At 65.2% G+C, this 22,954-nt stretch carries 21 protein-coding genes; 9 read left to right on the top strand and 12 right to left on the bottom strand.

Annotation, left to right across the window (positions count from 1 at the left end; all coding sequences use genetic code 11):
• Positions 1-64 precede the first annotated feature (64 nt).
• Positions 65-1,072, top strand: a complete 1,008-nt coding sequence (locus CBY09_RS18895; protein WP_094291101.1) for a D-2-hydroxyacid dehydrogenase family protein — start codon at positions 65-67, stop codon at positions 1,070-1,072.
• A 125-nt stretch (positions 1,073-1,197) separates the two neighbouring features.
• On the opposite strand, the gene CBY09_RS18890 is transcribed toward CBY09_RS18895, so the two are convergent.
• The 4 genes from CBY09_RS18890 to CBY09_RS18875 all read right to left on the bottom strand — a co-directional run bounded on the left by CBY09_RS18890 (position 1,198) and on the right by CBY09_RS18875 (position 5,013).
• The gene (locus tag CBY09_RS18890) at positions 1,198-2,325 is read right to left on the bottom strand and encodes a branched-chain amino acid ABC transporter substrate-binding protein (RefSeq protein ID WP_094291100.1); all 1,128 of its coding nucleotides are present in this window, start codon (positions 2,323-2,325) and stop codon (positions 1,198-1,200) included.
• 130 nt (positions 2,326-2,455) lie between these two features.
• The gene (locus CBY09_RS23970; RefSeq protein WP_207253386.1) at positions 2,456-2,719 is read right to left on the bottom strand and encodes a hypothetical protein; all 264 of its coding nucleotides are present in this window, start codon (positions 2,717-2,719) and stop codon (positions 2,456-2,458) included.
• Positions 2,720-3,042: 323 nt separating this feature from the next.
• Positions 3,043-3,477 carry a DNA polymerase III subunit chi gene (locus CBY09_RS18880; RefSeq protein ID WP_094291098.1) on the bottom strand — a complete coding sequence of 145 codons (435 nt, stop codon included), beginning with the start codon at positions 3,475-3,477 and terminating at the stop codon, positions 3,043-3,045.
• Between the two features lie 15 nt (positions 3,478-3,492).
• Positions 3,493-5,013 carry a leucyl aminopeptidase gene (locus tag CBY09_RS18875; RefSeq protein ID WP_094291097.1) on the bottom strand — a complete coding sequence of 507 codons (1,521 nt, stop codon included), beginning with the start codon at positions 5,011-5,013 and terminating at the stop codon, positions 3,493-3,495.
• A gap of 73 nt (positions 5,014-5,086) precedes the next feature.
• On the opposite strand from CBY09_RS18875, the gene lptF reads away from it, so the two are divergent.
• The 6 genes from lptF to CBY09_RS18845 all read left to right on the top strand — a co-directional run bounded on the left by lptF (position 5,087) and on the right by CBY09_RS18845 (position 10,402).
• The gene (lptF, locus tag CBY09_RS18870) at positions 5,087-6,211 is read left to right on the top strand and encodes an LPS export ABC transporter permease LptF (protein ID WP_094291096.1); all 1,125 of its coding nucleotides are present in this window, start codon (positions 5,087-5,089) and stop codon (positions 6,209-6,211) included.
• Complete coding sequence (gene lptG, locus CBY09_RS18865) at positions 6,208-7,326, top strand: LPS export ABC transporter permease LptG (RefSeq protein ID WP_094291095.1); 1,119 nt, start codon at positions 6,208-6,210, stop codon at positions 7,324-7,326. The genes lptF and lptG overlap by 4 nt, the downstream gene beginning before the upstream one ends.
• Before the next feature lie 27 nt (positions 7,327-7,353).
• Positions 7,354-7,725 carry a sirohydrochlorin chelatase gene (locus CBY09_RS18860; protein ID WP_094291094.1) on the top strand — a complete coding sequence of 124 codons (372 nt, stop codon included), beginning with the start codon at positions 7,354-7,356 and terminating at the stop codon, positions 7,723-7,725.
• A gap of 74 nt (positions 7,726-7,799) precedes the next feature.
• Complete coding sequence (locus CBY09_RS18855; RefSeq protein ID WP_056062356.1) at positions 7,800-8,741, top strand: CysB family HTH-type transcriptional regulator; 942 nt, start codon at positions 7,800-7,802, stop codon at positions 8,739-8,741.
• Positions 8,742-8,808: 67 nt separating this feature from the next.
• Complete coding sequence (locus CBY09_RS18850; RefSeq protein WP_094291093.1) at positions 8,809-9,975, top strand: pyridoxal phosphate-dependent aminotransferase; 1,167 nt, start codon at positions 8,809-8,811, stop codon at positions 9,973-9,975.
• Between the two features lie 10 nt (positions 9,976-9,985).
• Entirely contained in the window at positions 9,986-10,402 is a 417-nt protein-coding gene (locus CBY09_RS18845) for a hypothetical protein (RefSeq protein ID WP_094291092.1), read from the top strand.
• 168 nt (positions 10,403-10,570) lie between these two features.
• Here the strand turns inward: CBY09_RS18845 and CBY09_RS18840 are convergent, their stop codons facing one another.
• The 7 genes from CBY09_RS18840 to CBY09_RS18810 all read right to left on the bottom strand — a co-directional run bounded on the left by CBY09_RS18840 (position 10,571) and on the right by CBY09_RS18810 (position 20,129).
• Complete coding sequence (locus CBY09_RS18840) at positions 10,571-11,473, bottom strand: DMT family transporter (protein ID WP_094291091.1); 903 nt, start codon at positions 11,471-11,473, stop codon at positions 10,571-10,573.
• Positions 11,474-12,005: 532 nt separating this feature from the next.
• Entirely contained in the window at positions 12,006-12,710 is a 705-nt protein-coding gene (gene kdpE, locus CBY09_RS18835; protein ID WP_094291090.1) for a two-component system response regulator KdpE, read from the bottom strand.
• A gap of 8 nt (positions 12,711-12,718) precedes the next feature.
• On the bottom strand, positions 12,719-15,490 hold the full coding sequence (locus CBY09_RS18830) for a DUF4118 domain-containing protein (protein ID WP_094291089.1): 2,772 nt from the start codon (positions 15,488-15,490) through the stop codon (positions 12,719-12,721).
• Between the two features lie 41 nt (positions 15,491-15,531).
• Positions 15,532-16,104, bottom strand: coding sequence for a potassium-transporting ATPase subunit KdpC (gene kdpC / locus CBY09_RS18825; RefSeq protein ID WP_094291088.1), 573 nt, complete (start codon positions 16,102-16,104; stop codon positions 15,532-15,534).
• A 10-nt stretch (positions 16,105-16,114) separates the two neighbouring features.
• On the bottom strand, positions 16,115-18,214 hold the full coding sequence (kdpB, locus tag CBY09_RS18820) for a potassium-transporting ATPase subunit KdpB (RefSeq protein ID WP_094291087.1): 2,100 nt from the start codon (positions 18,212-18,214) through the stop codon (positions 16,115-16,117).
• Between the two features lie 9 nt (positions 18,215-18,223).
• Positions 18,224-20,029 (bottom strand): potassium-transporting ATPase subunit KdpA, encoded by a 1,806-nt coding sequence (gene kdpA / locus CBY09_RS18815; protein ID WP_094291086.1) that lies wholly within the window; start codon positions 20,027-20,029, stop codon positions 18,224-18,226.
• Position 20,030: 1 nt separating this feature from the next.
• Positions 20,031-20,129 carry a potassium-transporting ATPase subunit F gene (locus tag CBY09_RS18810; protein ID WP_056414695.1) on the bottom strand — a complete coding sequence of 33 codons (99 nt, stop codon included), beginning with the start codon at positions 20,127-20,129 and terminating at the stop codon, positions 20,031-20,033.
• Between the two features lie 363 nt (positions 20,130-20,492).
• Here CBY09_RS18810 and CBY09_RS18805 point away from each other — a divergent pair, with 363 nt between their 5' ends.
• The gene (locus CBY09_RS18805; protein ID WP_094291085.1) at positions 20,493-21,224 is read left to right on the top strand and encodes a TorF family putative porin; all 732 of its coding nucleotides are present in this window, start codon (positions 20,493-20,495) and stop codon (positions 21,222-21,224) included.
• A gap of 29 nt (positions 21,225-21,253) precedes the next feature.
• On the opposite strand, the gene CBY09_RS18800 is transcribed toward CBY09_RS18805, so the two are convergent.
• Positions 21,254-22,207: a helix-turn-helix transcriptional regulator gene (locus tag CBY09_RS18800; protein ID WP_094291084.1), complete on the bottom strand. Its 954-nt coding sequence runs from the start codon at positions 22,205-22,207 to the stop codon at positions 21,254-21,256.
• Positions 22,208-22,305: 98 nt separating this feature from the next.
• Between CBY09_RS18800 and CBY09_RS18795 the strand changes: the two genes are divergently transcribed.
• Positions 22,306-22,914 carry a glutathione S-transferase family protein gene (locus CBY09_RS18795; protein ID WP_094291083.1) on the top strand — a complete coding sequence of 203 codons (609 nt, stop codon included), beginning with the start codon at positions 22,306-22,308 and terminating at the stop codon, positions 22,912-22,914.
• Positions 22,915-22,954 lie beyond the last annotated feature (40 nt).

The raw sequence follows: 22,954 nt of genomic DNA, 5'->3' as shown, positions 1-22,954 counted from the left end.
GATTTTGGTGCGCCAAGCGGCCACCTGGCGCGGTGCGCAATCGCTGCCAAGGCACAATGTCGGGATGAACATAGTGATCCTCGACGATTACCAGGATGCAGTGCGCAAACTGCATTGCGCCTCCCGGCTCGACGCGTACACCGCCAAGGTTTACACCAACACCGTCAAGGGGCTGGGCCAGCTCTCCGTGCGGCTCAAGGATGCCGACATCATCGTGCTGGTGCGGGAACGCACCCAGATCACACGCCAGCTCGTCGAGAAGTTGCCTCGCCTCAAGCTCATTGCACAAACGGGCAAGGTCGGCAGCCACATTGACGTGGCCGCCTGCACCGAACGCGGTATTGCCGTGGCCGAAGGCGTGGGCTCTCCGGTGGCCCCCGCAGAACTGACCTGGGCGCTGGTGATGGCCTCCATGCGCAGGCTGCCCCAGTACATCTCCAACCTCAAGCATGGCGCCTGGCAACAGTCCGGCTTGAAGACCGCGTCCATGCCTGCCAATTTTGGACTGGGCAATGTGCTGCGCGGCAAAACACTTGGCATCTGGGGCTATGGGCGCATCGGGCAGCTGGTTGCGGGCTACGGCCGGGCGTTTGGAATGAATGTGCGCATCTGGGGCCGCGAGGGCTCGCGTGCGCAGGCGTTGACGGACGGCTACCAGGCGGCCACGACGCGCGAGGAGTTTTTCTCGCAGTGCGATGTGATCTCGCTGCACCTGCGCCTCAACGATGAGACCCGGGGCATCATTTCGCTCGAAGACCTGTCGTGCATGAAGCCTACCTCCCTGCTGGTCAACACGTCGCGCGCAGAACTCATTGAACCCGACGCACTGATCGCCGCCCTGAACCGGGGGCGCCCTGGCATGGCCGCAGTCGATGTGTTCGAGAGCGAACCCATCCTGCAAGGCCACGCCTTGCTGCGGCTGGAAAACTGCATCTGCACGCCACACATCGGGTATGTCGAACAGGACAGCTACGAGCTGTACTTTGGCGCAGCTTTTGACAACGTGGTGAATTTCATCAAGGGCACACCGACCAACATCGTGAACCCTGGTTCATTGCAAGTGCGGCGTTAAGACGCACGCCCGCTACAACCCAACCCGAGGAGGGTTCACCCCCCCCAAAAAACAAAAAGGCTTCCCGAAGGAAGCCTTTCTGTTTTTGCAAGGCACCGGAGCGCCTTGTAATAAACGACTCTCTATTACAGAGGGGTCTTCTTGCCGTCCTTGTAGACGTACAGCGTGATCGCAGGGTTCTTCATTTCGCCGTTGGGCTCGAAGGCGATCGTGGAAGTCACGCCCTTGAAGTTGGCCTTGGCCAGCTCAGGCGTGTAGACTTTGGGGTCCACGGAGTTGGCACGCTTCATGGCGTCCACGATCAGGAACGTAGCGTCGTAGGTGTAGGGGCTGTACACCTGGAACTGGTTGGGGTACTTGGCGTCGTACTTGGCCTTCCAGGCCGTGCCGCCAGGCATCTTGGCCAGCGAAGAACCACCTTCGGCACAGATCACGTTGCCCAGGGTCTTAGCACCAGCGGCCAGCTTGGCGATTTCAGAAGTGCAGATGCCGTCGCCACCGAAGTACTTGACGTTGCCCATGCCCAGCTGTTCCATCTGACGCAGCATCGGGCCGCCTTGGGGGTCCATGCCGCCGTAGAAGATCGCGTCGGGGTTCTTGGCCTTGATGGCGGTCAGGATCGCCATGAAGTCGGTGGCCTTGTCGGTCGTGAACTGCTCGTCCACCACCTTCATGCCCTTGGCAGTGGCCGTCTTCTTGAACACGTCTGCCACGCCCTGGCCGTAAGCGGTACGGTCGTCGATGATGGCAACGGTCTTGAGCTTCAGCGTATCCACAGCGTAGAACGCCAGGCCAGCGCCCAGGGCGTTGTCATTGGCGATGATGCGGAAGGTGGTCTTGTAGCCGGGCTTGGTCAGGTTGGGGTTGGTGGCAGCGCCGGTGACGTGAGGAATGCCGCAGTCGTTGTAGACCTTGGAAGCGGGGATAGTGGTACCGGAGTTGAGGTGGCCCACCACGCCAGCAACCTTGGCGTCGCACAGCTTCTGTGCAGCAGCGGTGCCCTGCTTTGGATCTGCAGCGTCGTCTTCAGCGACCAGTTCAAACTTGATCTTCTTGCCACCGATGGTGACACCTTGAGCGTTCAACTCTTCAATGGCCATGCGGGCGCCATTTTCGTTGTCCTTGCCGTAGTGGGCTTGGGCGCCGGAAACCGGAGCCACGTGGCCGATCTTGACCACCTGCTCTTGTGCAGAGGCCACACCAGCTGCAGCTGCGATAGCAGCAACCACGGTCAGTTTCAACTTCAATTGCATATCAATCTCCAGTAAAGATAAACGCTGAGAATCTTCTTGTGTCTCAACGCAGGCGAACATATCGCAATTTACGGGCCAGATCATTAGGGAACACGATTAAATGCGAGGGAAACCACAGGGGAATACCCTGTCATCCCTTGCTGGCTGTGGGCGCACCGCTCGCAAGCTCCTCGGCCACGGCCTCGTACACCGCATGCCGGACCACGGATTCGATCTCCTCCCGCAGCCTGGGCAGCACCGATCTTGTCTGTTCTTGCACCACCGTGGCGATCGCTTCGCGCAGACGTTGATCCAGCACAACGTCCACCCGCTGCATGACACGGTGCACCATGTATTCCTCCATGCCCTCGGGCATGGGCCGCGCCAGCGCGGGTGCAGCCGCTGCACGCGCCATTGGCATAGCCCCTGGCAAAGGCGCTGCGGCGCTGGACATGCGCTGCTGGGGAGCAGGTGTTTGTGCCCTCGCGGTACTCGGACTGGCACCGACCATCCCAATCGCTGGCCCAGCAGTCGGTGGGCGCGCAGACCGAGGCGCTGCGGGCAATGCAGTACCAGCGGGTTGCCGCATGTCCAAAGGCGCGGTGGAGTGCGGCGGTGGCATGACCGTGGTGCGCGCACGGGGTTCCACGGGCATGGCAGCCGGTGGTGTCCCCGGCACCTGCACCACTTCGGTGAGTGTGGGCACAAAACGGGGAGGCGCTTTGGGTGGGGTGGCCATCAGCCGCCTTTCAGCACCAGATCATGGCGCGTGATGGCATAGCCCCTCGACGCATAGTGGCGCCAGCGTGCGCGCGCCTCGGCGCGGTCGGCTTCGTCATGGGCACTCACTACCTCTACCAGCCGGTCAAACCGCCCGAAGCCTTCGGGGACTTCCATGTTGAGATTCAGCAGCACCTCATGGTGCGCCGACGACCGCGCATCGACCGCCAGCAACACCGGGGACGCCAGCACCAGCTCTTCGTCCGCATCACTGCGGCAGTGGGCCACAAAATCCTGGGGAGCCATGGCCCAGAGCATGCGGTCCAGGGTCTCCAGCGACTCGGCCGGTGCCGTGATGACCAGGCGCGCCCCACTGCGCTGCACCTTGCGCGCAAAGCGGCACGCGTAGACCAGCTTGTCAGGCGCGTTGAAGTGGAAGGCGACCTCTGTCATGCTGCGCCCGCTCGATCAGGCGGCCTTGGCCCGGGGTGCGCGCTTGCTCGCAGGCTTGGCGGCCGCACGCGGTACGGACGCCGCCTTGCCCACCTTTGCGTGGGCCTGGGCCAGCAGATAGTGCACCAGCAAACCCACAGGGCGCCCTGTGGAACCTTTGGCCGCACCACCGCGCCAGGCCGTGCCGGCAATGTCCAGGTGCGCCCAGGGCATGTCGCCCACAAATTTCTGCAGGAACTTGGCGGCCGTGATGGAGCCACCCGCACGCCCGGCCACGTTGCCCATGTCGGCAAAGTTGCTCTTGAGGCCCTCGGCATAGTCGTCGTCCAGCGGCATGCGCCAGCAGGGGTCTTGCGCGGATTCGCCCGCCTCCTGCAATGCAGCGGCCAATCCATCGTTGTTGGCAAACAGGCCGCTGCGCACGCCACCCAGCGCAATCACGCAAGCGCCGGTCAGGGTGGCAATGTCCACGACGGCGGCTGGCTTGAAGCGGGCCGCATAGGTCAGCGCATCGCACAGCACCAGGCGGCCCTCGGCGTCGGTGTTCAAAATCTCGATGGTCTGGCCGCTCATGCTGGTGACCACATCACCAGGCTTCACGGCGCGGCCATCGGGCATGTTCTCGCATGCCGGGATCAGACCCACCACATTGATGGCGGGTTGCAGCTCGCCCAAGGCGCGGAACGTGCCCAGCACGCTGGCGGCGCCACACATGTCGAACTTCATTTCGTCCATTTCGGGCGCGGGCTTGATCGAGATGCCCCCGGTGTCAAAGGTGATGCCCTTGCCCACCAGCACCACGGGCGCCTTGTCCTTGGCAGCGCCGTTGTAGCGCAGCTCGATGAAACGCAACGGCTCTTCAGAGCCACGGGCGACGGCCATGAAGGCTCCCATGCCCAGGCGGCTGACCTCGGCCGGGCCGTGGACCTTGCACTGGATACGCGGCAGCTTGGCCAGCGTCTTGGCGGCATCGGCCAGCAGGCTGGGCGTGGCATGGTTGGCGGGGCGGTTGCCCCATTCGCGCGCAAACTCCACACCCGCCACCAGCGCCACACCCCGGTCAAAACCTTCCCGCGCCTCGGTGGGGCTGGCAACACCAATCACACAGCGGCCCAGGCTGCGGGCCTCTGCCTTCGATTTGGTAGTGGTGTAGACATAGCTGGCCTCGGCGACAGCCTGCACGGCAGCGCCCACGGCATCCGCAGAGGCGGCGCCCGCCCAGCACAGCACCACCCGCTTGGTGTGGGGGGCCTTGATCGCACCGCCCGCTGCCAGCACGGCCTGGCGCAGCGCGCGGGCAGAGCCATCGCCGCAGCCCACCAGCACCACGCGGCGCGCGGCCACTGCGGGCACCTGGTACAGCTGCAGTTGTTTGCCCGCCTTCAGCGCCAGATCTCCGTGCTTGAGCGCCAGCGCCGCCAGGGCAGACAGGGCGTCAGCCCCCGGCTTGAAACCCTCAGGAATCAGCACCACCAGCAGGTCGCATTTCTCCGAGGCAGCCGCCGTCAAATCCAGGGTCTTGAGATCAAAGTTCATAATCGGTGTTTTCCTTTTGAGCGGGCCATGCGCTTTGATGCGCACGCAAAAATGCATAGCACGCGCTGAGCCAATGTTATTCGATTCATCCATTCGCAAAGAGCTGGCACGCAGCTTCGGCGCGACGCTTGTGGTGCTGGTGACCGTGGTCATGACCATGATGCTCATCCGCACCCTGGGCCAGGCCTCCAAAGGCAGCGTGAGCCCCTCCGATGTGATGCTGGTCATGGGCTTCACCGTGCTGGGTCAGTTGCCCACCATCCTGAGCCTGAGCCTGTTCATTGCCGTGGTCGGCACCCTCTCGCGCATGTACCGCGACAGCGAAATGGTGATCTGGTTCGCCAGTGGCCGGGGCCTGCTGAGCCTGGTCAAGCCCCTGCTGCGGTTTGCCTGGCCCGTGATGGTGGTGATTGCCGTGCTGTCGCTGCTGGTCTGGCCCTGGGCCAACTCGCAGATCCAGGAACTCAAGACCCGCTATGAACAGCGCAGCGACATCGACCGCATTGCACCCGGTGAATTCCAGGAGTCCTCCAACGGCAGCCGGGTGTTCTTCATCGACAAGGACAGCCCCGACACCCAGGCTGCCAACAACGTGTTCATCGCGGCCAACGACGGCACGCGCGAGTCCGTCACCTCAGCCCGCAGCGCGCGGCTGGAGACCCAGGCGGGCGAGCGCATGGTGCTGCTCAGCAACGGCCAGCGGCTGGAGACCTCGCGCGACAAGCCCGGCGTCAAGATCAGCGACTTCTCCGAATACGGCACCCGCCTCGGCGCCGCCTCGCCGGGCTCCGCCGAAGAGCTGGCCGTGAAGACCCGCACCACCCTCAGCCTGCTCATGCAACCCCTGCCCGCCTACCGGGCCGAGCTGGGCTGGCGCCTGGGGCTGGCGCTGGCGGCCCTCAACTTTGTGCTGCTGGGCCTGGCCGTGGCCAGTGCCAACCCGCGCGCCGCGCGCAGCACCAGCCTGGTGTTTGCGCTGTTCGGGTTCATCGTCTACTACAACCTCATGACCCTGGGCCAAAGCTGGGTAGGTGCCGGCCGGTTGGACCTGGCAAGCTTCATGGTGCTGCTGCACGGCGGCATGCTGGCCGTGTCATTGCTGGTGCTGGCGATACGACACAACCAGTGGAGCGTGCGCCGCCTGCTGCCGCCCCGCCCATCAAGGGCCACCCAGACGCAGGGAGGGCGGCCCGCATGAAGACCATCCGCCGCCTGATCCACCGCGAGGCCCTGTCCGCCGTCACCTTCGTCACGGTCGGTTTCTTGGCATTGTTCTTCTTCTTCGACCTGGTGGACGAGCTGCGCTGGGTGGGCCGCGCCGGGGCCGAGGGCTACCAGCTCTCGCATGCGCTCCTGTTCGTGGTGCTGAGCATTCCCAGCCACCTCTATGAGCTGCTGCCCATCACCGTGCTCATCGGCACCATCTTTGTGATGGCGCGCCTGGCCCAAAGCTCCGAATTCACCATCATGCGCACCAGTGGCATGGGTCCCTGGCGCGCGCTGCGCACCTTGGTCACCCTCGGCGGCGTGTTTGTGCTGCTGACTTTTGCCGTGGGCGACTACCTGGCCCCGCTCACCGACCGCACGGCCCAGCTCATCAAGGTGCGCTACCTCGGCAAACTGACCACAGGCGCCACCGGTGCCTGGCTCAAGGAGCGGCAGGACAACCACTCCTTTGCCGTCAACGTGCGCGCCCTCACGCCCAACGGCGGCATGCTGGATGTGCGCATCTTCGAGTTCGACGACAAAGGGCGCCTCGCCTCGCAGACGCGGGCTGCCTCGGGCCAGTTCGGCTCGGACGGCGCCTGGGCGCTCACCAACGTGCAGCGCAGCCGCTTTGAACACCGCAACGCCACCGACGACAAGGGCGAGGCGCGCGTGGAACACCTCGACACCCCCAGCCTGCAATGGCCCACGCGCATCAGTGCCGACATGGTCGCCGCCTCCCTGCTCAAACCCGACCGCATGGCCACGCTGGACCTGTTCCAGTTCATCCGGCACCTGAATGCCAATGGCCAGTCCGCGCAAAAGTACGAGATCGAGTTCTGGCGCAAGGTGTTCTACCCCCTCTCCTGCCTGGTGATGGTGGTGCTGGCCCTGCCCTTTGCCTATCTGCATTTCCGCTCGGGCGGCATTGCGGGCTATGTGTTTGGCGGGGTCATGGCGGGCATCAGCTTCTTCCTGCTGAACAACGTGTTCGGCTACGCAGGCAATCTGCAGAACTGGTCGCCCATGCTCACCGCCGCCGCGCCTGGGCTGATCTATTCCGTGCTATCCCTGGCCGCCTTCGGCTGGCTGGTGCTGCGGCGCTGACTGCGGCAGCACGCCATTTCACGATCCATGCAAAAAGCCATCGTCCTGTTCTCGCACGGCTCCCGCGACCCGCTGTGGCGCGCGCCCATTGAAGCCGTGGCCGTGCGCATCGCAACGCAGCACCCCTCACGCCCCGTGGCCTGCGCCTACCTGGAGCTGTGTGTCCCCAGCCTGGCAGAGGCCACCCAGCAGCTCGTCACCCAGGGCGCCACTCATATCACCGTGGTGCCCATGTTTCTGGGCACCGGCAAACATGCGCGCGAAGACCTGCCCGTTCTGTTGCAAGAACTGCATGCTGCCCATCCCGGCGTGCAGTTCCACGTCCAGGCCGCCATTGGCGAGGACCCGCGCATGACCGCCCTGATGGCCGACATCGCCTGTGAGGTCCCGCTGGACTGAAAATTCTGCAGCTGCGCCCGGTAGCGCTTAGACGATTGCAGCATAATGATGCAAATCTTTAGGCGATATCAGATATGAACCTGCACCAATTCCGCTTCGTTCAAGAGGCGGCGCGCCGCAACCTCAACCTGACCGAAGCCGCCAAGGCCCTGCACACCTCGCAGCCGGGCGTGTCCAAGGCCATCATCGAGCTGGAAGAAGAACTGGGCGTGGACATCTTTGCCCGCCACGGCAAGCGCCTCAAGCGCATCACCGAGCCCGGCCAGCATGTGCTCAAGAGCATTGAAGTCATCATGCGCGAGGTGGGCAATTTGAAGCGCATTGGCGAGCAGTTCAGTGCGCAAGACAGCGGCACCCTCAGCATCGCCACCACCCACACCCAGGCGCGCTATGTGCTGCCGGTTCCCGTGGCACGGCTGCGCGAGGCCTACCCCAAGGTCAACGTGAGCCTGCACCAGGCCACGCCCCACGAAGTGGCCCGCATGATCATCGACGAGGTGGCCGAGATCGGCATGGCCACCGAATCGCTGGCCGACTACCCCGAACTCGTCACCCTGCCCTGCTACGAATGGCAGCACGTGCTGGTCGTGCCCAACGACCACCCGCTGGCACAAAAGGAGCGCATTGGCCTGGACGACCTGGCCCACGAGGCACTGATCACCTACCACCCCTCCTTCACCGGCCGGGGCAAGATTGACCACGCCTTTGCTGCGCGCAAGCTCACGCCCCGCATCGTGCTCGAAGCCATTGACTCCGACGTGATCAAGACCTATGTGCGCCTGGGCCTGGGCATCGGCATCGTGGCCGAAATGGCCATGCGCGACGACCCGGTGGGCGACCTGGCCGTGCGCCCCGTGGGTCACCTGTTCGGCCAGAGCGTGGCCCGCGTCGCCTTCAAGCGCGGCGCCTACCTGCGCAACTTTGTCTACAAGTTTGCCGAGCTGCTCAGCGACCGCCTGAGCCGCGAGCTGATTGCCCGTGCGATGACGGGGCATGTCAACGACTACGAGCTCTGACCTGCGCTCCCCACCAGAAGCCCCCCGACCTCTTCCAAAATCTCCCCGTTTTCCACGCTGCTGCGCCATGACTTCCACCACCGCCCGCACACCCGCCTTCCCCAGCAAGCTGCCCAATGTCGGCACCACCATCTTCACCGTGATGTCAGCGCTGGCCGCAGAACACAAGGCCGTCAACCTGGGCCAGGGCTTCCCCGACTTTGAATGCGCGCCCGAGCTGGTGAACGCCGTCACCGCCGCCATGCAGGCCGGCCACAACCAGTATCCCCCCATGACCGGCGTGCCCGCCCTGCGCGAAGCCGTGGCCCGCAAGATCGAGGCGCTGCATGCACGTGCCTACAACCCCAACACCGAAATCACCATCACCGCAGGCGCCACGCAGGCCATCATCACCGCCATCCTGGCCATCGTGCACGAGGGCGACGAGGTGATCGTGCTCGACCCCTGCTACGACAGCTATGTGCCCAACATCGAGCTGGCCGGCGGCAAGGCCGTGCGCGTGCCGCTCACGCCCGGCACTTTCCGGCCCGACTTCGCCAAGATCAGCGCGGCCATCACGCCGCGCACCCGCGCCATCATCATCAACAGCCCGCACAACCCCAGCGCCACCATCTGGACGGCTGAGGAGATGCGCCAACTCGAAGACCTGCTCGCCCCCACCGACATCCTGCTCATCAGCGACGAGGTGTACGAGCACATGGTGTTCGATGGCGCCGAGCATGAAAGCGCCGCACGCTTTCCCGGTCTGGCGGCACGCGCCTTCATCGTGTCCAGCTTTGGCAAGACCTTCCACGTCACCGGCTGGAAGGTCGGCACCGTGGCGGCCCCCGCAGCACTGACGGCCGAGTTCCGCAAGGTGCACCAGTTCAACGTGTTCACCGTCAACACCCCCGTGCAGCACGGGCTGGCCGCCTACCTGCAAGACCCCACGCCCTACCTGCAGTTGCCCGCCTTCTACCAGGCCAAGCGCGACCTGTTCCGCGAAGGGCTGGCAGGCTCGCGCTTCAAGCTGCTGCCCAGCACCGGCAGCTACTTCCAGTGTGTGGACATCTCGGCCATCAGCGATTTGAACGAGGCCGATTTCTGCCAGTGGCTCACCCGCGAAGTGGGCGTGGCTGCGATTCCGCTTTCGGCGTTTTATGGCGACGGTTTTGACCAGCGTGTGGTGCGGTTCTGCTTTGCCAAGAAGGACGAAACGCTGCGCGCAGCGCTGGAACGGCTGCGCAAGCTCTGAGGCCGTTGCCATGGCTGCACTGACCGGGTCTCTCCGGCCCATCGTCGCGCCGACGCCCACCGACCAACTGCTGCCGTTCGAGAAAGCACTGCTCCAAGCCACAGCTTCCGCGCTGCAACCGGCTGAGGCGGTGTTGCTGGCGAAGCAGGTGGACTGCATCAACCACATTCGCCGCCCATCGGACTGGAAGCGCATCGAATTCCAGTGCAAGCGCTGGTTTCTGGTCCGCTGGCCGGCACAACTTCTCTTCGACCGCACAGAGGCGTTCCGCATCGCCACCATTGCCTGCCAGTTCGGGGTGAAAGATGCACTGGTGGATGTATGGGCAGAAGGCGGCCATGTGTCTGCGCTGGAATCCGCAGTGGGTCTTAGCGGGCTCTCCATCGCGGGGCCGCTGAACATCCTTGGGGTGCATCCCGCCATCTGATGGGCGCCATGCCGCAAGATGACGCATGAATTTATAGAGGAAATCGGCCTCTGCGCGCGTCCAGTGCGCCAAACACGCTATAAATAAAATAGCAAATTGATCTGCCACGGTTCCCACTGCAGCGCAACCCCTGGATGCAGTTGGAGGGCTTCACTGGCAACGCCGCCCTCACCGCGTCTGCCGCGCCAGCCACACACCCGCAGCCGCCAGCACCATCCCCACCAGCGCCCAGCCGGTCAGCGTTTCGCCAAACATCGCCCAGGCAATCAGTGCCGTGGTGGGTGGGGTCAGGTAAAACAGGCTGGCCACATTCACCGCGCCGCCCCGGCGGATGAGCAGGTTCAGCAGGCTCACGGCCCCGAGCGACAACACCAGCACCAACCAGCCCAGCGCAAACACGAACTCACCGCTCCATGTGATCGCCATGGTTTCGGTGGCATAGGCGAGCACCGCCATGGCAATGGCACATGGCAGGTACTGGATCACCGAGCCTGTGCGCAGATCGAACGAGGGGCAAAACCGTTTTTGATAAAGCGTTCCCGCCGTGATGCCCAGCAGCGCCACCAGTGCGGGCAGCAGCATGCCCACCAAAGCACCCGCAGGCACAGTCGCCACCTTGCCCGCCACCACCAACGCCACGCCGCTGAACCCCAACCCCAGCCCAACCCACTGCGCAGGCCGCACCTTCTCGCCCAGCAAGGCGCCCGCCACCAGTGCAGTCAACAGCGGCTGCAAGCCCACCACCAGTGCCGTGATGCCCGACGGCAGCCCGTGCCCAATGGCCATAAACACCCCGCCCAGGTACACGCCATGCACCAGCAGGCCCGACACTGCGATGTGCCCCCACGCCCTGCCCGCCGGGGGCCAGGGCGCACGCACCAGCGCCACCACAGCCAGCATGAGCACGGTGACGATGGCAAAGCGCAGCCCCAGGAAGGTCAGCGGCTCGATGTACGGCAGGCCCAGCTTCGCACCGATGAAGCCTGTGCTCCAGAGCGCGACAAACAGCAAGGGGACGAGTGAATCCAGCGGATTCGAGGCGGGAGACGGGTGGGGCGTTGCCTGGGTCATGGGGAGTGAAGATGAAGCGTCTGCCAGCGGCGGTCACGCCTGACTTGGGGGGATGCCAAGGCAGCGGGAGTACGGCAGAGGGCCGACCAATCATCGCACCGTCTGCCAGGCCACTGGGCCCGGCCCGCGTGCCCTGGTCGCAGGCCCATTCACTACCCAGGCATACAGAACTGCCCTGCCTGCCGCGATGAACCGGCCCGAAGCCGAAGGCAGGCCGAGCACCTGTTGGTGCGCGCGGCGCAGACAAAGACCAAAAATACAAGAAAAATGCGGCCCTCCGCGCATCCACAATACGTTGAACGCTACACATTTAATAGCAAACAGGACTTCTCCACCCAGCAGAAAGAGCAGGTGTGAGCAGCCCCACCATTTGCCCACACCCTCCTTTTTCAAACGGGCTGGCTTCGGGAACCGACACGCCAACGGCAAACACGCTCTGCTTCGCAGCCATCGCCAGCCCCAAGGCGGGCCGGTGATACTGACCGCCCACCATCCGGCTGACGCTGAAGCGCTGCTCCACCTGCCGCCTGCCCTACACCGCCAGGCGGTATCCCACCCCCGACTCGGTGAGCAAATGGCGGGGCTGCGCGGGGTCGGCCTCCAGCTTTTGCCGCAGGTGCCCCATGTAGATGCGCAGGTAGTGGCTCTGGTCCGAGCGCATGGGCCCCCACACCTCACGCAGCAACTGCTTTTGCGTAATGACCCGCCCTGCGTTGGCCACCAGCACCATGAGCATGCGGTACTCGGTGGGCGTCAGGTGCACCTCTACCCCGGCCTTGCGCACCAGGCGCGCGCTGCGGTCCACCTCGACGTCGCCGAAATGGAACAGGGGCTCCGCCGCCTCCTGCACCAGCCCGTTGCCGGTGGCGGCGCGGGGCCTGCGCAGGTTGGCCCGCACCCGCGCCAGCAGTTCGCCCGTGCCGAAGGGTTTGGTGAGGTAGTCGTCTGCACCGGCATCGAGTGCGGCAATCTTGTCGGTCTCGTCGGTGCGTGCAGACAAAACGATGATGGGCACGGCGGACCAGCCCCGCACATCGCGGATCAGCTCCACCCCGTCGCCATCGGGCAGCCCCAGGTCCAGCACCAGCAGGTCGGGGTGGCGAGTGCCTGCAGCAGACAAGCCCTCGCGCAGGGTGCCCGCCTCGTGCACCTGCCAGCCCTCGGCCTCCAGCGCACTGCGCACAAAGCGCCGGATCTGTGGCTCGTCCTCGATCACCAAAACGGTACGTATCTGCATGGTTGTCTTCAGGGGGCAGAAACGCCCCGCTCCATCTCGCTCAAACCGGGGTCGGGCGGCGGCTCGCGCCGCGCGAGGGTCACCGTGAATTCTGCACCGCCCCCTTCCACACTGGCAGCAGAAATTGCACCGCCATGCGCTTGCACAACGGCCTTGCAGATCGCCAGGCCCAGGCCCACGCCCGGGGTGGCGGATTCCGCCTGACCCCGGGTGAATTTTTCAAACAGGGTGTGCTCTTTGCCACGCACCGAGGCGGGCAGGCCCGGGCCATGGTCCCGCACCTTCAGCACCAGCATGTTGTCGGTGGTGGATGCTTTCACCACCACCGGCGCTGCGCCATATTTGGCCGCATTTTCCAGAAGGTTGACCAGCACGCGCTCGATGAGCACAGGGTCAAACTCCACCAGCGGCAAGTCGGCGGGCAGCTCCGTGCGCACGGGCATGTCGCCCAGCGCTGGCCTGGCGGCCCGGATGGCCGAGCCGACCACCTCTTCCACCGACTGCCAGTCCCGCCGCAGGTGGACGCTCTGCCCCGACACATCGCTCTCCAGGCGCGCCATGTCCAGCAGGTTGCTGACCAGCGCATTGAGCTGGTGCGCCTGGTGCACGATGGCCTTGGCGATGTTGCCTGTCTCTTGCGGCGGCGCGGCCTGCAACGATTCGGCCAGCGTGATCAAGGCCGTGAGGGGCGTGCGCACGTCGTGCGACACCGCGCCCAGCAGGGCATTGCGCAGCCGCTCCGACTCCATGTCCACCACGGCCTGCTGCGCAATGTTCACGTAATGCACACGCTCCAGGGCAATGGCGATCTGCCGCGCCAGGGTGTCCAGCTGCTGCGCCTGTTCCGGGATCAGCAGCCAGCGGGGCTGGGCGGGCTCCAGCGCCAGCACGCCCCGCACGCGCATGGGGGCCTTCAGCGGCACATAGCGCCAAGTCTGCGCGGCCAGGGTGCTGGTCGCCAGCCCGGCGCTCTGGCCCTGGCGCAAGGTCCAGTCCGCCACGCTTTTGTCAAAGCCCGGCGGCAGCTCATCGGGGTACTGAAGGCGGTCCGACGCGTCCAGCGCCACCACCACGGCGCGGCCCCCAAAGTGCCCCTGCACCGCGGCTGCTCCGATCTCGATGACCTGGCTGGTCTCCAGCGCCGCCGACAGCTCGCGGGTGAGTTCAAACAGCGACTGGGCGCGCCGCTCCCGGCTGATCGACACCCCGGCCGCAAACCGCAACCCGGCCGTGAGCTGCCCCACCAGCAGCCCCACGCCCAGCATCACCGCGAACGTGACGATGTACTGCACGTCGCTCACCGCAAACGACAGGCGCGGCGAGACGAAGAAAAAATCGAATGCCAGCACATTCAGCAGCGCCGCCATCGCGGCAGGCACGCGGCCAAAGCGCATGGCCACCGCGACGACACCCACCAGGTACAGCATCACGATGTTGGTCAGCTCCAGCAAACCATGCAGCGGGGTTGCCAGCACCGTGACGGCAATGCTGGCGCCCAGCGCCCACAAAAAACCTTGCCAGCGATAGCGCCCCGCGCCGGGCTCGCCCACATCACCGTCATCATCCAGGCCAATGTTGCGGTCCCACAGTGCCTGGGGCAGGCGCCGTGAGCTGCCCGCATGCGCGGCCTCGACGATGTCGAGCGAAGGTGCGCGTTCGGCCAGCTCGCGCGCAACGCCCTTGGGGGCCAGCAGCTTGCGCCACCCCACGCGCACTGCGGGGCGCCCCAGCACCAGCGTGGCGCAGTTCAAATGCAGCGCCTGGGCCGCCAGCGCGGGCGCCACCCGGTCGCCCGTGAGCACAGCCGTCTCGGCCCCCAGCTCCTGCGCCAGTTGCAGCACGGCCAGAATCTTGTCGCGCTGGGCGGCCTCCAGGCGCTGCAGCCGGGGCGTCTCCACATAGGCGGCGTGCCACTTCACATTGAGCTGCCCTGCGAGGCGGGCGGCTGTGCGCACCGTCTGCGCTGCATCTTCATGGGGCCCGACACAGGCCAGGATGCTGCCTGAGGTGTTCCAGGCACTGGCCACGCGGTTGCCGGAAGCGCCCGACTGCTCCACCCGCCAACCCAGCACATCGTCCTCCACATGCTCTGCCGTGCGCCGCAGGGCAATTTCGCGCAGGGCGATCAGGTTGCCTTTGCGGAAGAAACTCTGCGCCGCACGCTCTGCCTGCTGGGGCACATAGACCTTGCCCGCGCCCAGACGGGCGATCAGCTCATCGGGTGTGGCATCGACCAGCACCACCTCGTCAGCGTTGTCAAGAACGGTGTCGGGCACCGTTTCGTGCACGCGCACACCGGTGATGGCCCCCACCGTGCCGTTCAGGCTCTCCAGATGCTGCACGTTGAGTGCAGTCCACACGTCGATGCCAGCGGCCAGCAGCTCCTGCACGTCCTGCCAGCGCTTGGCGTGGCGGGAACCCTGCACGTTGGAGTGCGCGAGTTCATCCACCAGCAGGATGGAAGGCTTGCGGGCCAGGGCCGCATCCAGATCAAACTCGGAAAAGGTTCGGCCCCGGTACTCCACCTGCTTCAGGGGCAGCGACTCCAGCCCCTCCAGCAGCGCAGCGGTTTCCGCGCGGCCATGGGTTTCCACCACGCCGATGAGGATGTCGCGCCCGGCGCGTCGCTCGCGCTGCGCGGCGCTGAGCATGGCCCAGGTCTTGCCGACCCCGGCATTGGCACCAAAGTAGATGCGCAGCTTGCCCCGTTGGGTCTGCTCTTCCTGGGCGCGCAACTGCGCAATCAAGGCGTCGGGGTCGGGGCGCTGGATGTCAGTCATGCATCAACGAGTATCGGTGCCAAATAAATGCCCCGTGCATGTCAGCGCAGGCCATCCAGTGCCAGGTTCAACGCCAGCACGTTCACCCGGGTCTCACCCAGCAGCCCCCACAGCGGCTGCTCCGCGTGCTTGCCAATCACGGCATTCACGCTGGCCACCGGCAGGCTGCGGGCCCGCGCCACGCGCCCTGCCTGGTACTGCGCCGCAGCCAGGCTGATGTGAGGGTCCAGGCCACTGGCCGAGGCCGTGACCAGGTCCACCGGCACGGGGGCCGTGTTGCCGGGGTCGGCCGCGCGCAGGGCTTCCACGCGCGCCTTCACGGCGTCCTGCAGCGCCGGATTGAGCGGCCCCTGGTTGGATCCGCTGGACGCCGCCGCGTTGTACGGCATGGGCGCCGTGGCCGATGGACGGCCCCAGAAATGCCCGGGGTCTGAAAAGTTCTGGCCAATCAGCGAGGAACCAACGGTCTGGCCATTGCGCTGCACCAGGCTGCCCGCTGCCTGCTGGGGGAACACCGCCTGGGCGGCGCCCGTCACCACCAGCGGATACAGCAGCCCGGTCAGCACGCTCAACAAGGCAAACAGCACCAGCGCGGGGCGAAGAATGTTTTTCATCAGAATCTCCTCAGATCAGCCCGACGGCCACAAGTATCCAGTCAATCAGCTTGATGCCCACAAACGGCACCAGCAGCCCGCCCAGCCCATAGATGGCCAGGTTGCGCCGCAGCAGCGCCGCCGCACCCACCGGGCGGTAGCGCACGCCGCGCAAGGCCAGGGGAATCAGGAACACGATCACCAGCGCATTGAAGATCACGGCCGACAGGATGGCGGATGACGGGCTGGCCAACTGCATGACGTTGAGCGCGGACAGCTGCGGATAGGTGGACACAAAGATGGCCGGCACGATGGCGAAATACTTCGCCACATCGTTCGCGATGGAGAAGGTGGTGAGCGAGCCGCGCGTCATCAAGAGCGCCTTGCCCGTCTCCACCACCTCCAGCAACTTCGTGGGGTTGGAGTCCAGGTCCACCATGTTGCCCGCCTCCTTGGCGGCCTGCGTGCCACTGCCCATGGCCACAGCCACGTCGGCCTGGGCCAGTGCAGGGGCATCGTTGGTGCCGTCGCCGGTCATGGCCACCAGGCGGCCTTCGGCCTGGTATTTGCGGATCAGCTCCAGCTTGTCTTCGGGTGTGGCTTCTGCCAGGAAGTCGTCCACCCCCGCCTCGGCTGCGATGGCCGCCGCCGTGAGCTTGTTGTCGCCGGTGATCATCACGGTCTTGATGCCCATGCGGCGCAACTCGATGAAGCGCTCCTTGATGCCCGCCTTGACGATGTCCTTGAGTTCGACAATGCCCAGCACGTGGCTGCCGTCGGCCACCGCCAGGGGCGTGCTGCCCCGCAAGGCCACCTGGTCGGCCGCGCTCATGACTTCCTGCGGCATCTTGCCGCCCAGGGCTTCCACATGTTTGGCAAGCGCCAGCACGGCCCCCTTACGCAGCATGGTGACAGCAGATTCCGGCTGCCCCTCGCCTGCGGGCAGGTCCACGCCGCTCATGCGGGTCTGCGCGGTGAAGGGCACCAGCTTGACGCCCTGGGGGTTCTGGCCTTCCACACCCTCGCGGCGGGCCAGCTCCACAATGCTGCGGCCTTCGGGCGTCTCATCTGCCAGCGACGCCAGCAGTGCGGCGCGTGCAAGCCGCGCTCTGGACACACCCGGCGCTGGCAGAAACGCGCTGGCCTGGCGGTTGCCATGGGTGATGGTGCCGGTCTTGTCCAGCAGCAGCACATCCACATCACCAGCCGCCTCCACGGCACGGCCCGAGGTGGCGATCACGTTGGCCTGCATCATGCGGCTCATGCCCGCAACCCCCACGGCGGACAGCAGGCCCCCAATGGTGGTGGGGATCAGGCACACCAGCAGGGCCACCAGCGCGGTCAGCGAGACCACCGTGCCCGCACCCGAGGCCTGCACGCTGAAGATCGAAAACGGCAGCAGGGTCACGGTAACGACCAGGAACACGATGGTCAGCGCTACCAGCAAGATGGTCAGCGCGATCTCGTTAGGCGTTTTCTGGCGCTTGGCGGCTTCCACCATGCCGATCATCCGGTCGAGGAAGGACTCGCCCGGGTTCACCGCCACGCGCACCACCAGCCAGTCGGACAGCACACGGGTGCCGCCAGTGACGGCAGAAAAATCACCGCCGGATTCGCGCACCACTGGGGCCGATTCGCCGGTGATGGCGCTCTCGTCCACCGAGGCCACGCCCTCGATCACCTCGCCATCCAGCGGGATCACGTCACCCGCCTCCACCAGCACCACGTCGCCCCGGCGCAGGTTGGTGGCCAGCTCGGGCAAAAAAGCTGCGCCGTGAACCGGCTCCTTGAGCTTCTTGGCCCAGGTCTCCTTGCGCAGCCCGCGCAGCGAGGCGGCCTGCGCCTTGCTGCGCCCTTCTGCCAGCGCCTCGGCAAAGTTGGCAAACAGCACGGTAAACCACAGCCAGACCGTGATGGCCAGCACAAACGCCGGGCGCATGCTCGCGTCCTCAGGCGCATTGAGTGCATGCAGCCACAGCAGCGTGGTGAAGATGCTGCCGATGTACACGATGAACATCACCGGGTTGCGCCACTGCAAAAAGGGGCTCAACTTGGCCAGCGCTCCCCAGAGCGCAGTCTTGATGAGTGCTGCATCCAGCAGCGAAACGGAAGAAGTTTTTTTCTTGGTCATTGCCATACCTCACTGAACCCGGAGCATCAGGTGCTCCACCATCGGCCCCAGAGCCAGGGAGGGCACATAGTTGAGAAGACCCACCAGAAGCACGGTGCCGATCAGCAGCGTGACAAACAACGGCCCGTGCGTGGGCATGGTGCCCGCCGTGGCTGGCAGGCGCTTTTTGGCGGCCAGCGAACCGGCAATGGCCAGCACCGGCACGATCACGCCAAAGCGGCCCAGCCACATCGCCAGCCCCAGCAACACGTTGTAGAACGGCGTGTTGGCCGACAGGCCCGCAAAGGCGCTGCCGTTGTTGTTGGCGGCAGAGGTCAGTGCATACAGAATTTCAGAGAACCCGTGCGCGCCCGGGTTGGCAATACCCGCCCTGCCCGCATCCGTGGCCACGGCAATCGCCGTGCCCACCAGCACCAGAATGGGCGTGACCAGGATGGCCGCCGAGGTGAGCTTCATCTCGCGCACCTCGATCTTCTTGCCCAGGTACTCCGGTGTGCGGCCAATCATGAGGCCCGCCATGAAGACGGCGAGGATGGCGAACACCAGCATGCCGTACAGGCCCGTGCCCACGCCACCAAACACCACCTCACCCAGCTGCATCAGCACCAGCGGCACCATGCCGCCCAGAGGCGTGAAGGAATCGTGCATGGCGTTCACCGCACCGCACGAGGCCGCAGTGGTCACAGCGGCGAACAGGGCCGACGCGTTGATGCCGAACCGCACCTCCTTGCCCTCCATGTTGCCGCCCGCTTGCAGGGCACTGGCGGTTTGCTCCACGCCCAGGCCCACCCATTGCGGATTGCCAACTTTCTCGGCGGAAACCACGGCAATCACGGCCACCACAAACATCACCGTCATGGCCGCCAGGATCGCAAAGCCCTGGCGCTGGTCGCCCACGACCCGGCCAAACGCAAAACACAGCGCAGCGGGAATCAGAAAAATCGCCAGCATCTGCACGAAGTTGGTCAGGGCCGTCGGGTTCTCATAGGGATGGGCGGAGTTGGCGTTGAAAAAGCCACCGCCGTTGGTGCCCAGCATCTTGATGGCCTCCTGTGACGCCACCGGGCCCATGGCCAGGGTCTGGGTGTTGCTCGTCTTGGCTTCCATCACCGGCGCGCCATCACTGCCCACCACCGGCTGGCCCGATGCGTCGAGCTTGGGCACTTCATAGGCCGTTGTCTCCAGCGTCGCCACATCCTTGTAGGCGTCAAAGTTCTGGATCACCCCTTGCCCAACCAGCACCATGGAAATCACCAACGCGATGGGCATCAGCACCCATGCCGTGATGCGCGTGACATCGGCCCAGAAGTTGCCCACAAAGCCTTGGCCATCGGTGCTGCGCGCTGCAAAACCGCGTGCCAGTGCAAACGCCACGGCGATGCCGGTGGCCGCCGAGAAAAAGTTCTGCACCGACAGGCCCAGCATCTGCGTGAGGTAGCTCATGGTGGACTCGCCCCCATAGCCCTGCCAGTTGGTGTTGGAGACAAAGCTGATGGCGGTGTTGAACGAAGAATCGCCCGACACGGCGGCCATGCCCTGCGGATTGAGCGGCAGCAGGTGCTGCAAACGCTGCAGGCCATACACCGCAAAAGCGCCGATGGCATTGAAAGCCAGCAGCGCCAGCGCATAGCTGCGCCAGTGCATCATCTGGTCCGGCGCGACCCCGGCCAGCTTGTACAACGGTTTTTCGGCGGCATGCATCCACCTTGGCAGGCGGCCTTCACAGACTGCGGCCAGCCATTTGCCCAGCGGCCACGCCAGCACGCCCAGCACGATCAGGAAGAGCCCCAACAGGCTCCATGCAGAGGTATCCATCTCAGAACTCCTCCGCGCAAATCAGCGCAAACACCAGGTAGGCCAGCAAGACCAGGGCCACGATGGCGCCAAAACCGTAAAGCATTTCCATGCCGATCATGAACGCGCCCCCTTGGCCGGGCCATATTTGCCCAGCAAAACCACGGCCTCGGCCATGACCACCCACAACGCCGCCAGTGCGGCCATCCACATCACGTCCATCGACAACTCCTGCATCAGAACAGGTGTTTGATTCTGAGAAGGTGGGCGTAAAAAGTGTGCACAGACTGTGGGGGGCGCCGTAAAAACGGCGTAAAAACGCGGGCCCGGCGAGGGCGGCGTTGGGGGGATGCGCTACACAAGCCACCATGCCCGGCGGCTGCAGACTTGCGCAACATTAACGCGAAGGGGCGCAATTTTTGCGAACTTTATACGCGGGCTTTTCTACGCTTGCGCTCTTGTTCTTTTTTCAAACATTGCTGCCATGAACGGTTCTTCATCCAAAGTATTCGCCACCGCCCTGCTGGCCGCGCTGCCCCTGCTGGCCAGTGCCCAGCTCACCGGCAACGTCAGTCTGACCACCAACTACAAGTTCCGTGGCCAGGACCAGGATGCCACCAAAGCCAAGGCCGTCAAGCCCGCCCTGCAAGGCGGCTTTGACTACGCCTTCGGCGAGTCCGGCTGGTACGTGGGCAACTGGAACTCCAGCGTGGACTGGCTGACCAACAACTCGCTCGAATCCGACCTGTATGGCGGCTACAAGTTCAAGGCCGCAGGCGCTGATTTCGATGTGGGCGCGCTGACCTACATCTACCCCGGCAACAGCAATGGCAACACCACCGAGCTGTATGGCGCGGCCACCCTGGGCCCCTTCACTGCCAAGTACTCGCACACCATCTCCAAGGACTACTTCGGCTTTGCCGGTGCCAAGTCCGGCTCGGGCCTGAAGGGCCGCAACACGGGCTACCTGAACTTCGCGTTTGCCCAGGAAGTGGCGCCCAGCGTCACGGTGAAGGCCTCGGTGGGCTTCACACGTTTTGCCAGCGACATCAAGGACACCGGTGTGCCCAACTACATGGACTATCAATTGGGTGGCGCGTATGACTTCGGCGGTGGCCTGTCGCTGGGCGCGGCCGTGGTCGGCGCCAACAAGAAGGCCTTCTTCGGCCATGTGAACAAGTCGCGCGTGATCGTCACGCTGACCAAAACCTTGTAGCCCCTTCGCCAAGGGTCAGCAACGCGCTTTCATAGCGCACACCGCAGCGCCCGCTCCCCCGCCACGCGCAGCCGCTCTTTCAGTGCGGCAGGTGCCAGCACCTCGAACTCCACATCAAGGGCCATCAGCCAGTACACCAGCGAATCGTTGGCTGCGCATTCCAGCTGGCAGCGCTGCCCCTGGTCCAGGGTGCTTACCACCCCGGCAGACGGCGGTATGCGGCGCGACATGACGGCGTAGGGCGCGTGCAGCACCACGCGCGCCTGTTCGGCATGGTGCGGCGCAGAGATGGAGCGCGACACGTAGCCCTTCAGATCACCCCCGTCGGGCGAGGCCCGGGGCGCGAAATGTGCGCCCACCTGCGGGTCACCCACGATGCGGTCGATGCGGAAGGTGCGCCAGTCGTTGCGCACCCTGTCCCACGCCACCAGGTACCAGCGCTGGCCGGTGTGCACCACGCCCTGTGGCTCGACCGAGCGCTGCGCACTGCGGCCCTGGCTGTCCTGGTACTGGAATTCGGTGCGCAACTGGTCACGGCAGGCCAACGCAAGTGTGGCCAGCACCGAAGCCTCTACCACCGGCCCTGTGTGTGTGAGCGGCAGGATGGCGGCGCGCAGCGCGTCCACACGTTTGCGCAGTCGCGCGGGCATGGCCTGCTCCAGCTTGACGAGCGCGCGCAGTGCGGGCTCTTCAATGCCCCCCACCGCCCCCGCCGTGGCCGTGCGCAGCGCAATCGATACCGCCAGGGCTTCCTCGTCATCCAGCAGCAGCGGCGGCAGGGCCTGCCCGGCGCGAAACGCATAGCCCCCCGCCACGCCACTGCTGGCCTGCACCGGGTAGCCCAGCTGGCGCAGGCGGTCGATGTCGCGCCGCAGTGTGCGGGGGTGCACTTCCAGGCGCTCGGCCAGCTCCGGGCCCATCCAGTGGGCACGCGTCTGCAACAGCGAAAGCAGGCGCAACAGGCGGGTCGATGAACTGAGCATGTGGGCACTGTACTTTTTATTGAGGACCGAAATTGTCCGCAATGGTTTTTACAGTGGCAACACCTTTTCTTTCTTCAACCAACATCAAGGAGTTCTCCATGTCCATCGTCCTTTACTGGCACCCCATGTCCAGCGCCACCCCCATCGCCTGCGCCCTCGCCGAACTGGGCGTGCCACATGAGCGCGTGAAGATCGATATCCGCACCGGCGAACAGCGCCGCCCCGAGTACCTCGCCCTGAATCCCAATGGCAAAGTGCCCACGATGACCGTGGACGGTGCCCCCATGTTCGAGGCCCTGGCCATCCACCTGTGGCTGGGCCACCGCTTTGGCGTGGAGCGTGGGCTGTGGCCCGCTGCGGGCACGCCCGAGGCGCTGCAAGCGCTGTCGTGGTGCGCCTGGGCGTATGTGACCTATGGTGCGGTGCTGGTGCGCCTGCAGGTGGCCACGCAGGGGGACGAAACCCTGCGCAGCCCGGTGCACGCTGACGCCGCGATGCGCGGGTTGAATGAGCTGCTAACGGTGCTGGATGCGCGGCTCGCGCAGCAACCCTGGATGCTGGGCGCCAACTATTCGCTGGTGGACCTGGTCGTGGGCTCGGTGCTGGGCTACAGCGTGTACCTGGGCGCACCGGTGAAGGCGCACCGCCATGTCCAGGCCTGGCTGGAACGCGTGCAGGCGCGCCCGGCCATGCAGATCGAGGCCTGATTGCGGATCGAAGGCTGACGCTGGCGGCAGCCGCCAGGCC

This window comes from Acidovorax kalamii, assembly GCF_002245625.1.
In the GTDB taxonomy this organism is placed as follows: Bacteria; Pseudomonadota; Gammaproteobacteria; order Burkholderiales; family Burkholderiaceae_C; genus Acidovorax; species Acidovorax kalamii.
The sequence above is the reverse complement of the archived record's forward strand: the minus strand, read 5'-3'. Positions and strand labels throughout refer to the sequence as shown.